At 52.8% G+C, this 15,300-nt stretch carries 13 protein-coding genes; 8 read left to right on the forward strand and 5 right to left on the reverse strand.

Translation table 11 applies throughout. The annotated features are described in order from the left end of the window. Nucleotides 1-74: 74 nt before the first annotated feature. The 3 genes from B7982_RS06350 to B7982_RS06360 form a co-directional block, all read right to left on the reverse strand. Nucleotides 75-1,295 (reverse strand): hypothetical protein, encoded by a 1,221-nt coding sequence (locus tag B7982_RS06350; protein WP_088660039.1) that lies wholly within the window; start codon nt 1,293-1,295, stop codon nt 75-77. Beyond that, a complete protein-coding gene (locus B7982_RS06355; RefSeq protein WP_073424853.1) occupies nt 1,292-2,158 on the reverse strand; it encodes a DUF4423 domain-containing protein in 867 nt (288 codons plus the stop codon). The genes B7982_RS06350 and B7982_RS06355 overlap by 4 nt, the downstream gene beginning before the upstream one ends. A 140-nt stretch (nt 2,159-2,298) precedes the next feature. Then, nucleotides 2,299-3,489, reverse strand: a complete 1,191-nt coding sequence (locus B7982_RS06360) for an FKBP-type peptidyl-prolyl cis-trans isomerase (RefSeq protein WP_088660040.1) — start codon at nt 3,487-3,489, stop codon at nt 2,299-2,301. 72 nt (nt 3,490-3,561) lie between these two features. On the opposite strand from B7982_RS06360, the gene B7982_RS06365 reads away from it, so the two are divergent. After that, nucleotides 3,562-4,125 carry a hypothetical protein gene (locus B7982_RS06365; RefSeq protein WP_088660041.1) on the forward strand — a complete coding sequence of 188 codons (564 nt, stop codon included), beginning with the start codon at nt 3,562-3,564 and terminating at the stop codon, nt 4,123-4,125. Beyond that, nucleotides 4,118-6,283: a PorV/PorQ family protein gene (locus B7982_RS06370; RefSeq protein WP_088660042.1), complete on the forward strand. Its 2,166-nt coding sequence runs from the start codon at nt 4,118-4,120 to the stop codon at nt 6,281-6,283. Before B7982_RS06365 ends, B7982_RS06370 begins: the two co-directional genes overlap by 8 nt. Before the next feature lie 126 nt (nt 6,284-6,409). Here B7982_RS06370 and rsmG read toward each other — a convergent pair whose 3' ends face one another. Then, entirely contained in the window at nt 6,410-7,177 is a 768-nt protein-coding gene (rsmG, locus tag B7982_RS06375) for a 16S rRNA (guanine(527)-N(7))-methyltransferase RsmG (RefSeq protein ID WP_233138406.1), read from the reverse strand. Between the two features lie 81 nt (nt 7,178-7,258). Here rsmG and B7982_RS06380 point away from each other — a divergent pair, with 81 nt between their 5' ends. From B7982_RS06380 to B7982_RS06400, 5 genes are all read left to right on the forward strand, one after another. After that, on the forward strand, nt 7,259-8,602 hold the full coding sequence (locus tag B7982_RS06380; RefSeq protein WP_088660043.1) for a hypothetical protein: 1,344 nt from the start codon (nt 7,259-7,261) through the stop codon (nt 8,600-8,602). A gap of 179 nt (nt 8,603-8,781) precedes the next feature. After that, entirely contained in the window at nt 8,782-9,168 is a 387-nt protein-coding gene (locus B7982_RS06385; RefSeq protein ID WP_088660044.1) for a hypothetical protein, read from the forward strand. A gap of 32 nt (nt 9,169-9,200) precedes the next feature. Continuing rightward, nucleotides 9,201-9,860: an epoxyqueuosine reductase QueH gene (locus tag B7982_RS06390; protein ID WP_088660045.1), complete on the forward strand. Its 660-nt coding sequence runs from the start codon at nt 9,201-9,203 to the stop codon at nt 9,858-9,860. A gap of 50 nt (nt 9,861-9,910) precedes the next feature. Continuing rightward, nucleotides 9,911-10,918, forward strand: a complete 1,008-nt coding sequence (locus B7982_RS06395; protein ID WP_233138407.1) for a fibrobacter succinogenes major paralogous domain-containing protein — start codon at nt 9,911-9,913, stop codon at nt 10,916-10,918. A gap of 76 nt (nt 10,919-10,994) precedes the next feature. Next, complete coding sequence (locus B7982_RS06400) at nt 10,995-13,286, forward strand: YgiQ family radical SAM protein (RefSeq protein ID WP_088660047.1); 2,292 nt, start codon at nt 10,995-10,997, stop codon at nt 13,284-13,286. Between the two features lie 2 nt (nt 13,287-13,288). On the opposite strand, the gene B7982_RS06405 is transcribed toward B7982_RS06400, so the two are convergent. Then, nucleotides 13,289-14,131 (reverse strand): 50S ribosomal protein L11 methyltransferase, encoded by an 843-nt coding sequence (locus B7982_RS06405; RefSeq protein ID WP_088660048.1) that lies wholly within the window; start codon nt 14,129-14,131, stop codon nt 13,289-13,291. Between the two features lie 84 nt (nt 14,132-14,215). Here B7982_RS06405 and B7982_RS06410 point away from each other — a divergent pair, with 84 nt between their 5' ends. After that, nucleotides 14,216-15,247 carry a Fic family protein gene (locus B7982_RS06410; protein ID WP_088660049.1) on the forward strand — a complete coding sequence of 344 codons (1,032 nt, stop codon included), beginning with the start codon at nt 14,216-14,218 and terminating at the stop codon, nt 15,245-15,247. Nucleotides 15,248-15,300: the final 53 nt, after the last annotated feature.

Raw genomic sequence — 15,300 nt, forward strand, 5'->3', positions numbered from 1 at the left:
TCTACCTCCAAACAACAAAAAAAGACCTGCAAAGCGATGCAGGTCCATTGATAAAATGTCAATAGTGGATAAATCTACTCTTCTTTCCGGACAACGCTCTTCTTCACAACCGGGGCGTACGGGTCAAAGATACCGTAGCCAAAGACTTCGATATCGTCCACCCAGACTTCCGTATCCATAGCGCCGAAGATGCCAATCTTTGTGACACTGTCCTTCACCGCTTCCCAACCGTAGTTACCGCCATTGCTGTCAGCCGTATCCAGTTCCGCCGGAATCACGGTAAACTGCGTCCAGACCGTATCCGCCTCGAAATGGCGCCAAGACTTGATATTATCGGAACTCGTCACGGAATCGTCATTCACGAACCTGTCAAACGAGAACGAAATTCTCGACGGAGTCGAGACGCGGACCCAGAAGCGGATAGAATCCAAATCGCTCATGTTGACATAGCCACCCAGTTCACGACCGATAAGAGCCCAGTCCCACTGAGCCGCAGAATCGCGTTTGCAGATAAAGTGTGCCGCCTTGCCTTCGCGACCAAGACCTGCCGATTCAATATTAAAGGTGACCTCCGCGTTGAGCGATGCCGCAGTTTCCCAAACGCCAGCGCCATTTTCAAAGTCATCGAATACAAAGTACGTCTTGACGTAAGCGGAGTCGCCGAGGTAAAGGGCGCCTTCACTGGAGTCAGAGCCAACGTCAGCTTCAATTCGGCCATATTCCGTAACCGAGTCAGCGCCAGCTTCGTTCACGAATGCGACAATCTCGACATTGCCGTTCGGGAGCGATTCAAATTCAAAGTAGCCCGTGGAATCCATCGAGACCTGGTAGTCCAAGCCCTGCACAGAGACCGTAGCGGAACTGCGCACCAGTTGCGGAAGACCGACTCGACCGGAGACCTTGGTCGGTTCCGAAACTTCGACTGTCAAAGGAGTCGTCGTATCCGATTCGACGTAGGCAATCTTTTCAAAGCCCTTCAAGTTCAGGGAATCGCTACGTGCTTCAATCACGTAAGAGCCCGACGGAACGCTAGACAGGACAACGCGTCCCTGTTCGTCGGTTTCAAAGTGCAACTGGTACAGGGAGTCCGATCCGAGTTCGGATGCACCGGACAAGTAAGATTCAGGGCGGACAATAACGTCCATACGTGCAGCAGGCGTGCCATCGGCCAATTGAACAAGCACCGCGATGGAATTCTCAGTTTCCATCGACGATCCTGCGGTACGACCGCTATCGCAGGCGACATTGAACAGAGCCAACGTCGCCAACCCATATGTCCACGCCCGTTTAATCATTTTTTATCTCCTGCACCTTCCCCTACTATTATAGTATTTTCCGACGCCCCTCCTTTACGGGCAACCGGGTAAAATGCCATAGAAAGCTGCATAACACGATCAGGATTCTTGGCTCCGTCCACTCTTTTTTGGACCAGACGGCGGAATTCCCTCAACATGTCGCCCAAATCCTCGAAGCAGGACTGGTCTACAGAAAGGGTCAGTGTAGAAATGTTACGTTCATTGACGGGGACGTTTTCGAGCGCATCGCTCGCAAGGCTCAGCACCTGGCGCTGGAAATTGCGCACGGCCTTGGCCTTTTCGGGGCCCCCTACTGTCAAATGGGCTTCGGTGAGTGCGAGCTTGCCCGATGCAAGCTTCTTCACGAGACCGACGCTCTTCAAAGTTTCAATGGCTTCGAGAGCCTGTTCCTCAGTGATCGGCGGGCAGATGTCTTTGGCAATCTGCTTGACGTTTACAACGCCACCGTTCAATTCCAGGTAGGCGCGTACCGCAGGAATCCACCAGTTTTCGAGGAGTTTAAGTTCAGCAGCCTGCAAAGAATGGCGTTCCACGTCGCGGAGCGAGAGTGCCTTCGCCATGAGTTCTTCGCGCTTAGTCTTATCCTTGCTGACAGCAGCAGAATAAAGGAGGTCGAAGTATTCGGCCTCGCGACCACTCAGCGCAAGGATTTCCTTTGCCGCAGGTAATGCATGAGCAGGCAAGTGCTGCTTCTTTTGCAATACGCGATAGAGATAGCTGGAGTCTAGCCCGAGCTTATCACCCATCATGCGGTAGCTGTAGAAGGGCATCTCGACCTTGCGCCTGTCGTAGAATTCCTTCAAGAAGTCGCGGTAATCCGCTATGTCAGAAAAAGTAACCATCAATATCTAAAATATTTAAAACTTACCGCTGGGAACCTACAATGTAAACATTTGGTATGGATATTTTGTCAACGGGTAGGTCATTGGTCATTAGTTATTAGTCAATAGTAAAAAAGTCCGCCGAGGCGGACTTTTCAAACTTATTCTTCCCCGAGGTATTCCACCGCGAAGATGAGCGTTGCGCCACCCGGAATCGGGCCTGCGCCGCGGCTACCGTAGCCAAGGCCAGGCGGCACCACGAGGATTCTCTTTTCGCCCGGGAGCATGCCCTGCACGCCGAGCTCCCAGCCGCGGATCACGTTACCCGCGCCAAGTTCAAATGCAAACGGCTGTCCGCGGTCGCGGGAGCTGTCGAACTTGTAGCCGTTCACCATCCAGCCCGTGTAATGCACGATTGCGCGGTGGCCAGAACGAGCCGGTTCGCCTTCGCCCTGCTTCACGACAGCATAGCGGAGTCCTTCAGGACCGTTTTCGTACTTGAGGAGCGTTGTGTCCGGGAAGAAGTCCATGTGCTTTGCCAGTTCCGGATCCACATCGCTAGAGACCATCTCGACGCGGAACACGAGCGTGGAGTTCGGCGGAATCATCGAGAATGCCGTAGCGCCATAGCCCATCGCCGGAGACACGCGCAACCAACGGACGCCACCTTCGCGCATTCCTTCAAGGCCCGTTTCCCAACCCTTGATCATCTTGCCTGCACCCATAATCGATTCGAGCGGCTTGCCCAGATCCTTGGAGCTACCGAACTTGCGGCCAGAGAGGAGCCAGCCCGTGTAATGCACCTTAATGACGTTGCCTGCAGCGTTCAGCTTGCCAGAGCCCGCCTTTTCGTCGTAGACCTTGAGCCCGCGGCCCATGTCACGCCATTTTAATTTATCTACATCAGCAGGGAATTTGTCTGCTTCGAGCGGCTTTTCGGCATGGACAAGTTCAACAACGAACATCAAGTCGCTATTAGGCGGAATGCCTTCGAGAGAGTTGTCGCCATAAGCCATCACGGACGGCACCGAGAGCTTGCGGATTTCGCCAATCTTCATGCCCACAAGGCCCTTGTCCCAGCCTTCAATCACCTGGCCCACGCCCACAGTGAATTCGAGCGGCTGTTCACTGTAATAAGAGTTTGCAAAATAGGGAGCTTCAACAGTCGTATCCGTAGCGGCCTTGTTCACCGTAGCGCTATCGACAGCCAGGTAACCTTTATAATGGACCTTAATCAACTGACCTGCACGAATGGCATCCCCGGCGCCCTCCTTGAGCGTTTCGACCTTAAACGGGACAGCCCAGGCAGTACAACAAGCAAGCAACACTATAAAAAACTTTAATTTTGACATAATATCTCCTGCCTTATAAAATAGAAAATGCTAGTTTTTGAGAGTAAGGATTTATCGTAAACGGATTTAAATATGCTATCAATCATCATCGTCATTGCGATTGTGCTATTGTCCATCGTCCTCGCCGGGATTGGAATTTATGTGGGCACGCACAATACCGACGAAAAAGAAACGACAAAACCCATTATCGACGTATCGGGGCAATACGCCGCCATCGGCCGCCCCGCCCGCGAGACGCTCACCGCCGTGAAGCCCTCCGAAGCATCCATCAGGGCTTGGCTTGAGACCCAGAATTTGACTCCAGAACAAAGGTTGGCCTACATCGAGCAGTGGAACCAGACGCTGGAAGAAACAATCAAGACAATTGACGAAGGGGACAAGCAAGGGGTCGCGACTTACAGAATCGTGATTGGTCCCAAGGGCAAGAATTATTGTAAATTCGTGAGTGAGGAAAATTTCATCACCCGCGAACAGATTCGCAATCATGCGGAAATTTTACCACCTTATGTTTTGGGCTGCGACTGTAAGCTTTTACCGAAGCAACCCTGGGAAAACCCGAGCAAATCCGGATGGAAGGCAGTGATCCCGACACACGGAAACACTTACAACGTCCCGGATTGGAGGCAACTTGCGTAAGTCATTATTATCTGCTATTCTTTTGGCACCTGCCATGGCGCTCGCCACAGGTTCGGCCATTATCACCCTCCAGATGCCCGTTGGCGCACGCCAGCTAGGTATGGGCGAAGTCGGTGCCGCACTTGCCGATGACGCAACCGCGATGTACTACAACCCGGCAGGCCTCGCTTTCGGACCGCTCGCCGACGAATGGCGCAGCTCCTACAGTGCAGACGCCAAAAAGACGCCGTTCTTCACGCACATGGCATCCCGCTCCAAGAACGGGTTCTTCGACAAGAGCGAACTCTGGGCAGGTACCACGCAGGGCATTCTCAAGTACGACGGCGAACAGTGGGTCAACTACTATTCCGTCACCTTGCAAGGCACCGCCAAGATTAAGGACGCAGTCCGCACCTACGTCGGTACGGAACGCGGCCTCGACGAATACACCCGAGTCGTGAAGGCTTTCAACGATGTGAAGAACGCCGACGACGAATCGCACGTGGTCGAAGTCAAGATGCCCTGGGACCTCGTCGTCAAGGACACCATCTCGGCCATCCTCTACGAAAGCCTCACCGAAAAGCTCTGGGTCGGTACCCCGAAGGGTCTCTACCGCTTTGACGGCAAGGGCTGGAAGTCCTTTGAAACGGAACTCGGCGAACGCCGCGTGACCGCACTTGCAAAACAAGGCGCCTCCCTCTGGATCGGTACGGACAACGGCCTCTTTGTCTACCGCAACGGCGCCTTCGAACAGAAGGGCAAGGTTCTCCCGAGCCAAAAGATTAACGCACTCGTCTGGTCCGAAAACCGCAAGGAACTTTACGTGGCAGTCGACGGTGCAGGTGTCGCACGCCTCACGCCGAAAAAGAGCGCCAACGACAAAGACCGCTGGAGCCTGTTCAACCAGGAAGACGGCATCATGGACTTGAACCCGACCGCACTTGCAGTCGATAGCTCGGGCCACGTCTGGGCAACGCACAAGGGCGGCCTCTCGCACTTCACACTCCGCAAGTGGGAACAGGTGCAGTTTGCGAACAATACCGTGAACGACGTTTCCGTGGACCGCAAGGGCGCCATCTGGATTGCAACCGACCTCGGCGTCTGGCGCCACATGCCGGACTACGCAACCGCTAGCGGACGTAAGGCCGAACTCGAACGCAGTTCCAAGGAAGACCCGACTGTAACCAAGCGCGATGACGAATGGACGCACTACCACCAGGGCAATGGCCTTTCGACCAACAAGGTCTGGGCTGTGCTCCCGGAAGGTAACGATGTGTGGTTCAGCACCGCGAACGGCATGGAGCAGTACAAGGACGCCGACTACCAGCTCGTCGCCTTCTATGAAAAGCTTTTGCCGGTTTTGAACATTCCGGACCTTTACCACCTCTATGGCGGCATGACCATTCCGCTGAACGACTGGGGAACGCTCGGCGTTTCCGTGAACTTCGTCTCGTTCGGTTCGACCGTCGCTTCTGGCGACCTCGATGCCGATGACCTCGTGGCCTACAACAGTTCCGAAATCGTCGGTGGCGTGAGCTACGGTACAAGATTCCCGAACGACTGGGGCCTCGGCCTTTCCATCAAGTTCTTCTACTCCGACCTGAGCTCCGGCGCTGCCGCAGGCGAAGAAGAAGCCACCACGTTCGGTTACGCATTCGATATCGGCGTGTTGAAGAAGAACCTCTTTATCCCGAAGCTCAACTTTGCCTTGGTCCTTGCCAACATCGGCCCGAGCGTGTACTACGTGGACAAGACCATCGAAGACCCGATTCCGCTTACTTGGCGCCTCGGACTTTCTTACGAAATTCTTAGCATGGCCGATTACAAGTGGACAGTCGCTTTTGACTACAACCGCGAAGTCGTGATTGACGATGACAAGGGCGACCCGGAACCGTTCTACATCGCCTGCTGGAAAGACCTCTTTGACCCAGATGACGATACGAATTCATTCCTCCAGGGCGTGTTCAACTTCGGTACGGAATTCATTTATTCCAACACGATTGCGCTCCGTTTAGGTTATCTGTACGATCGTATGGGCAAGCGTAATGAAGTCGACTTCGGCGTAGGCGTGATGCTTTCTGACGTGCTGCAGTTCGACTGGGCAACCATCAAGAACGTGGGCCGTGCAGACGGCGTACGCGATGGCCAGATGCGCTTCGGTTTGCTGTTTAAGTTCTAAAAACTTGGCGGCGTCGCCGCGTTACAACGAACGAAAAAAGTCAGGTGATGAGCCTGACTTTTTAATGTCATGCCCGCCTCCGAGCGGGCATCTCCTTTTTAAGCAAAAGCGGAAATATTTCGCACTCTACTCTTCGCGTTCGAGAATAATCAGTGCGCGGTCCTGGGTGCTGTTCGGGATGGTATAGAAATGCTTCCCGACAAACTTGTAGCCAAAATCTTCAGGATAGAACGTCTTGAGTTCATCGGCTACGGCAGGGCCCTTCATGAAGTACACGCGGCCGCCGACCTTCAAAGAATTTGCGATACGCGGGAGCGTCTTTTCCATGAGTTCAAAAGCACGGCTAATCACGCCATCGACCGGGATGGTCATGCTGCGGCTCGTGACCTTATGACCAAACACGTCAATTCCCTTGAGGCCCATCTTTTCGATGACCATGTTGAGGAAGTTGATGCGGTTCGGGCGCGGTTCGCAAAGCGTAAGGCGAATCGACGGGTTCACAATCTTGAGCGGGATTCCCGGGAAACCGGCACCGCTACCAACGTCAATCATGCGGGCGGGCCACTTAGGCACGTAAGCATTGATGAGCGTGCAGTCGGCATAATGGCGTTCCACCATCGTCTCGAAAGCGTTGAGGCGGGTCAAATCCTGGTCATCGTTATTGGCACGGAGCAACTGGTGGAATTCCCAAATCTGCTTGAGCGTTGGCTCCTGAAGTTCCACACCGTAGTAGTGCAACAGCTTGTCGAGCCCTGCAAGAGAGGGCGTCACGCGCTTGCCGTTAAAAAGCGGGAACTCCGTACGCGGAGCCTTCATGTGAGGGATAAAATCCTTGCCAAGCGCACTCGCGCCACTGCGAGGTTTGGAATTCTTTGACCAAGATGAATTTGCCATGTCCAAAAGTTAGAAAAGTTTTTCAATAAAAAAACGGGCCAAAGCCTCCGTTCAAGCGTGTATATATAATGGAGGTTCCCATTGCAAAAATTACTCATCATTTTCGCCCTTTCACTTTTTTCGATTGCCACCGAATTAGCCCACGCACAACCGCCTTTTGACGCCGCGCAAGTTTTCGAATGGTGGGACGACGGCATTATCACCGCCGAGGAGGCCGACGAAATATTCTCGCGGCTCGAAGAAGAAAACTACGACGAAGCTTGCCTGCTTGCCGAAGTTTACGCCCAGGAGCCCTGCATAAAGCCCACGCAAACCAAGTCTGCCATTCTAACGGGAAGCGTGCAGAAAGTGCCTACTATAGTTCCACACGGCAACGTTTCGTGGAAAGGCCAGTACGACTCCGAAGGGCATTTGAAAAAGCACCGCGAAGAGCTACAGCTCCAATTCTACTACTTCAAGTTGCGACTCGGATCGCAAGAGCTGTTGTCTTACCGCCGCGATAACTTCGAAGCGTATTTTGGACAAGTTTCTACACTGGAGTTCCACAGCCACATTCCGCTAGACACCTTATGGGGTGCCGCACTCCTCTACCCCATCGGCAAATTCCGGCTTGGCGCATTCCTGGATACGAGCAAGACGTTCAACGCCCACGTCACCTTCAAGCCGAACCGCGAAAACGAAATCGGAGCCACGTTCTGGAAATTTTCGGACGCAGGCGCCATCAACGTACAAGCCCGCACAACGCTCGGACAAATCTCCGCATGGTACCAGTTCGGCCAAGACCGACCGCTCGTCAAAATCCAGCTCCAGAGCGAAAAGAAACACCTCTCGTGGAAAACCACCGCCTACATCCACGGCGACAGCCTCCCGCTAGGGCTCAACTTGAGCAAGGGCATCGCCGAAAACCGGCTCTGGGCATCGCAAACCGTAAACGCCAAATGGCCCGAAGCGCTAAACACGGCCCTATCTGCCAAAGTCAGAGTCTTAAGTCCTATCGCCTCCGATTCCGTCAGCGCCCGATTCAAGATGACACTCGCCTCGGGCCCCGCCCGTTTGCGCCCAAGTTTAAGCGTAACCTGCATCGAGGCTAGCAACAACTGCAACACAACCGAATGGAATGGGACCGTAGAATCCGCCTGGGAACCGTTTTCTTTCAAAGCAGGCACGGACTTGCGCTACGACCGCACCAACAGCGCCAAGCCCCCAAAAATCGAGCTCGGGGCAAGCTATCGCAGCAGCCACGCGCTCGCTAAATTGAGCGTCGCGTTCCCCAAAACAAATCCGTCAAAAGGCATTTCCGTCCAAAACGAGGTCAAGCTCGACAACGACTGGCTCAACTGCAACTTCGTGTTCACGTTCAAGAAGACAAAGTCCCAATCCTTTAAGCCAAACTTTGCCCACATCCTCACAACACTCAAATTTTGAGACATTTTACCCCAATACCCCCCTTGTATACAAGCGTGGACACAATTGTAACCACAAATTTTTGGAATATTCTAATCTATTCCCTTTAAGAAATCTATTATTAATAATACCCAAACACTCTCAGACTCCTTTAGGTTACCTCCTTTGCCTGAAGGAGTCCTTTTTTTTATCTTAGGGATATGTTCTACATTACCGCAATTATCGGATCTATCGTCTTTTTGCCCTCCATCGCACTGAACATCGCCCTTGCACTCGGGGCGCCACTTGGCATGTACGCCATGAACGGCCGACACAAGGTCGTGCCGCAGGAGGTCCGCAAGGCATTTGTATTGCCGATTATCATGCAATTTGTGGCACTTTTCACGATTTTGAGTGCCGGGCACGTGCTCCCGGAGACGATTCCGTTCGGGATTGTGCGCATTCTCGCCTTTTTCTACGCTGTTTACCTGACGTTCTACACGGCAACAGTATTCTTTAGCTTGAGCGCCCAGGAACGCCATGTGATGGGACCGCTCGCCATTGCCTCGACCATCTGCTTCTGGATTGTTGCGGTGGGGACTATTTAGACGAGAGACGAGAGACGAAAGGCGATAGAGACATGGAAACGGCTGCACCAAAACACAATTACCAGGTCGATTTGGACCGCATCATCCGCAGGCTTGAGCGCACGGGTGAAGTGCCGACGCTCTTGTTGCACGCGTGTTGTGCGCCGTGCAGTAGCTACACGATTGAATACCTTTCGCAGTACTTCAAGATTACGCTTTTCTATTACAATCCGAACATTGCCCCTGCCGAAGAATACCAGCATCGCGTGAACGAAATCAAGCGTTTCGTTGCCGAATTTAAGACAAAGTACCCAGTTACACTCGTCGAGGGCGAATACGACCCGAAAAAGTTTTACGATGTCGCCCGGGGTCTCGAAAAAGAACCCGAAGGGGGCAAGCGTTGCCGCAAATGCTTTGAGCTCCGCCTTGCCGAATCGGCGAGACTCGCCAAAGAACTGAACTGCGACTACTTCACGACAACGCTCACGATTAGCCCGATGAAGGATGCCCAGGTGCTCAACGAGGTGGTGCAGGAACAGTGCGACATCTACGGCATCAAGCGCCTTCCGAGCGATTTCAAGAAGAAGGGTGGCTACAAGCGCTCCATCCAGCTCTCGCACGAATACAACCTCTACCGCCAGAATTTCTGCGGGTGCGTCTACTCCATGCGCGAAGCGGAGGAACGCGAAGCGAAAAAAGAGCGTGACATTTAGAGCGTTATTATATATACTTTTATAGAATGCACAGGATATGGATATACGCAATGGCCGTCTTGGGGGGAATCGTCACTGCCTGTAGTGACGGTATTACCGAAGCGCACGAAGAAAATCCATCTGGCAAAATTGAAATCATATTGGTCAACAAGTCATCCTCTAGCGAAGCTTCGTCAAGTTCTTTTTTCCGAACCAACAAGACCGATATTTTCTTCTCTAACAAAATCGAAATCAAGAGTTCATCATCTAGCGAGCCTTCGTCATCGAGCAAAGTAGAACCCTCGAGCAGCTCAAAACCTGCGCCCAAATCATCCAGTTCGCAACCAAAGTCCTCAAGCTCGGAGCCGCCCGCCAGTTCGAGCAGTGAAGAAAGTTCCAGTTCCGAGACGCCAAAGTCCAGCGCAGCGCTCCGCTTTTACGATTGCACCGAGCACGACTGCGTCACCATGGACTACCTGAATCCAGACATTTCTTATGGCGAATTTTTAGACAAGCGCGATGACCAGGTTTACCGAACCCTCGTCATCAGTAACCATGTGTGGACTGCGCAAAACATGAACTATGAAATCGAGAGCGAAGAGAACGACGAAATAAACAGCTGGTGCTACGACAACGAACCTGAAAACTGCAAAAAATTTGGTAGGCTCTACACTTGGGAAGCGGCAAAAAAAGTTTGTCCTGAAGGTTGGCATTTACCCACCGAAGATGAATGGCAGGAACTCATCGCAGAGCACTCTTGCGATATTGTGAGAAAAGACGGAAATCCACCCGTATATCGTTGCGCAGGGACAACACTGAAAGCAATTGACAGCTGGGGAAACGGCCTCGAAAACACAAACGAATACGGATTTTCTATTGTTGCCGCAGGGATAGTAAACTCAGGGAAATTCATGAACCAGGGGATAACGGGCTACCTGTGGACCGCAACAGCACCATATGAATCTGAATCACTCGCAACCCTAGTCATATTTGAATATAACGAAGATTACACAAGATTCGTATTGACAAAACCAAACTCCGGGCTATCCGTCCGTTGCGTCAAAGGGGCCGCCGAGTAAGACGAAAATAAATTTCGCCGGCACTTGCGTTTTCTATCTTTAGGTTTATAAACTTTTTAACCCCATAAGTTCCATTATGTACGATCCTCGATTTTTACCCATTTGCAAAGAAGACCTGGACGAACTCGGTTGGGATTACGTTGACGTGATTATCATCAGCGCCGACGCTTACGTGGACCACCCCTGCTTTGGGCATGCGGTTGTCGGGCGACTTTTGGAACATGAGGGTTTGCGCGTAGCGATTTTGCCGCAGCCGAACTGGCGCGATGACTTGCGCGATTTTAAGAAGCTTGGCACTCCGAGACTTTTCTTTGCGATTTCGAGCGGCATGGATTCCATGGTGAACCACTACACCGCCGCAAAGCGCCTCCGCAGTGACGACGCCTTTACGCCGGGGAACAAAGCCGGATTCCGCCCAGATTACGCGACATACACATACGCAAAAATTTTGAAGAAGCTCTACCCCGACGTGCCACTGCTCATTGGCGGCCTCGAATCGAGCTTGCGCCGCGTGACGCATTACGACTACTGGAGCAACAAACTCAAGCCGAGCATTCTGTTCGATACGCAGGCCGACATTCTCGTTTACGGCATGGGCGAAAAGCCGCTGAAAGAAATCGTTCGCTTGCTCAAAAAAGGCGTTCCGTTCTCGAGCCTGAATTCCGTTCCGCAAACCGCCTACTTGGCGCCCAAGAGAAGCGTTCCGAAGAACAGCAAGTGGGAAGACTTGCGACTCTACAGCTACGAAGAATGTCTAGAAAGCAAGAGGAACCAAATCGAGAACTGCCGCCGGGTGGATATCGAATGCAACAAGTGGTTCCAGCACCGCATTCTGCAAGATGTCGCCGAACAGACCGTGGTAATCAACCCCGCGTACCCGCCGATGGAATACGGCGAACTCGACGAAAGCTTTGAATACCCCTACGCCCGCGAGCCGCACCCGCGCTACAAAAAACGCGGCAACATTCCGGCGTTCGACATGATCAAGTTCAGCATCAACACGCACCGTGGCTGTTTTGGCGGTTGCAGTTTCTGCGCCATCAACGCACACCAGGGCAAGTTCATCGCAAGCCGTAGCCGCGAAAGCATTCTGCGCGAAGTCGACATCGTCACCAACATGGAAGGCTTTGCCGGAACGATTACAGACCTCGGCGGCCCCAGCGCGAACATGTACAACATGCGTGGCCGCGACCCGAGCCGTTGCCAAAAGTGCGCCCGTGCAAGCTGCCTCACGCCCAAGATTTGCGACAACATGGACACGCATCACGCCGAAATCTTGAGCCTTTATCGCGAAGTGCGCAACCACCCGAAAGTGAAACACTTATTCATCGGAAGTGGCGTCCGTTACGATATGCTCTTGCAGGAGACGGATGACGAAGAACTCCGCAAGGACCACGAAGAATACGCCCGCGAGCTCATCGACTACCATGTAAGCGGCCGTTTGAAGGTCGCTCCGGAACACACAAGCGATGCCGTTTTGAAATTGATGCGCAAGCCGAGCTTTACGCTGTTTCACAAGTTCAAGGAATTCTTTGACGACGAATGCAAACGCATCGGCAAAAAGCAGCAGTTGATTCCGTACTTTATCAGTAGCCATCCGGGATGCACCGAGGCTGACATGGCTGAACTCGCACTCGAAACAAAGCAATTGGGTTTCCAGTTGGAACAAGTGCAAGACTTTACACCAACGCCGATGACCATTGCGACCGAGATGTTCTACGCCGAAATGACGCCGGACGGAAAGCCGCTCTTTGTCGCGAAAACGCCCGAAGAAAAAGCAAACCAGAAGCAGTTCTTCTTCTGGTACATTCCGGCAAACCGCCCGCACTTGCGAGAAGTCTTGGAACGCCTCAAGATGGGTAAGGTCAGCCGCTTGCTGCTGAGCCGCACGGCAATGGCCGAGGGCAAGGAATACTTCCCGAGCAAGGAACGCGAAGAAAACGAAGACTTCCGCAATCGCGAAATGCAAAAGCGCGACGAACGCACGAATGCGTTGCGCCCCAAAAAAGAGAAGGTCAAGAATCGCTGGCGAGACGACGGGTACGAAAGTCGAGGATTTAACGAAGGCCGCGAGAATCGTGGGGAGTCGCAAAGGGAACCGCGCGAATCCCAGTTCCGCGAAGAGCGCTTTAGTGAAAGTCGCGGGAACCGTTTCGGCGAGAATCGCCGCGACTTCCATCGAGATGAACGTCGCGACTTTGACCGCCGAGGCAATGTATTTGATGAACGTCGCGGGAACCAACAGAATGCGCCGTTCCGCGAACACCGCAATATCGAAGACAAGAACCGCTTCAACAGCGGCGAGATAAACCTCGCCAGCCGCCGTTCACACGGTAAAGGCTTCAAGAAGCCATCGTTTAAGAAGTAGTTTTAGGAGTGCGCAAGCACACTCCACCACTCCCCCTTGGTGCGTTCGACGGAGACTTTAAAGCCGGCTTCTTCGAACCACTTGAGGATGTAATCCTTTTCGACTTCGAGCTGACCGCTGATGATCAGTTCGCCGCCTTCGGTGAGCAAGTCTTCGATGTCGTCGCGAAGCGGCCAAAGTTCACTGCGAATCATGTTGCAGAGAATCACGTCGAACTTCGTTCCATCCTTAAACGCATCCAAGAAACCGAGCACGCAGTCGCTTTCGCCAAAACCATTACGTTCAAAATTTTCCGCAATGCAAGGAATCGTAAGCGGGTCGATTTCCGTACCCACCGCGAGGCTTGCGCCCTTACGACGAGCAAACATCGCCAAGATGCCCGTACCCGTTCCAATGTCGAGAACAGTCTTGCCCTTGAAATCAACGTTTTCCATAAGCGCAGCACAGCTACTCGTCGTTTCGTGCTCGCCCGTTCCAAATGCAGTCTTTGCCTCAAGCTCCAAGACAACCGCTTCAGGATCTTCCGGCGTGAATTCCACCCAAGGTGGACGCACCCAAAGGTGCTCGCTCACAGCCACCGGCTGCGCACGGTCACGCCACCACTTGTCCCAATCCTTTGCAGGCTCTTCGGTGACCTTGAAATTGTACTGCGGAAATTCCGCCACGATGCGGTCGCGTTCCGCCTTGTCGCCCGTGTAAAAACAGAACTCCGTGTGGCCAGCGGTCACCGGGTCGAGTTCTTCGAGCGTCGCAACACCCGCCTCGAAAAGCAGGTAGCTTGCAATTTCATATTCTTCATCGGGGCAATTGCCCTCAGCCTTGTACCAAGTTTCAATTTTCTGCATAGTTTAAATTTATCAAATTCAACGGAGCATTGAAACGCGCGCGCCAAATAACGCCGGAAAAAGAAATATATTTGAGAAAAGACCATGCTTTACATCCACCAATTCCCAGACTGGACGCGATTCCGCTTCGATTCTCCCAAGGTGCTCCAAGCGCTTGGGCAGACACGCCTTGAAGAAGGCAAGCTCATCGGAATCATGCAAATCTGCGGACTCAAGGACATCGAAGCAAAACTCCTCGCCGAAGACATCGTCGCCAACTACGCCATCGACGGCTACACGCTTGACACGACAAGCACACTCGCCGAAGTGGAGCTCAAAAGCAAAGGTTCGCAAAACTACATCAAGAACTATCTAGGCGCCATCCAGAACGCCTCGCAGCCACTCACCGAAGAACGCCTTTTCAACTGGCATTCCGCAATGGGTCAGAACAAAGTCTTAAAGTTTCGCGAAGTTCCGAGCGAAGTGCAAACAACCATTGACGAGAAGCAACTCCATTTTGCAGGTCCGAACCCGGAACGCCTCCAAAGCGAAATGGAAAATTTTTTATCGTGGTTTGAAAGCGCAAATATAGACGGGGTGATTAAAGCAGCAATTGCACATTTTTGGTTCATCACGATTCGCCCCTTCGCCGACGCAAACGGCAGACTCGCCCGTGCCATCACAGCCATGCAACTCGCCCGCACCGAGAACACGACTCATTGCCAATACGCGCTGAACAAACAAATTAACATTCACAAAGGCGAATACTTAAAGATCCTCGCACGCACACAAGCCGCAAGCGGTGACCTCACCGAATGGATTTTATGGTTCCTGCAAATGATGCGAGACGCCATCAAAGATAGCGAACAACTTTTCGCCTCTGCAATCAGCCACATCCAGTTCCGCAACGCCCACGCCAACGATACGTTCAGCGCCCGCGAACAACAGCTCATCGACGAAATCATGGAAGGCCGCCTCGCGCAACCATTCACCGCCAAAGAAGCCGCCGCCCTCTTCAACGCAAGCCACGACACCGCCCTCCGCGAAATCCAGAGCCTCATGGACAAAGGAATCCTCGAGACAAACAAAAAAGGCGGCCGCAGCATGCGATACCGCCTTGTCGACAATCATCCCTGATAAACAGCGACGCCCTTTGCCGTGAGTAATAAGTTTCATGATGTTTAGATTAT

This window comes from Fibrobacter sp. UWB2 (genome assembly GCF_002210425.1).
Lineage (GTDB): Bacteria > Fibrobacterota > Fibrobacteria > Fibrobacterales > Fibrobacteraceae > Fibrobacter > Fibrobacter elongatus.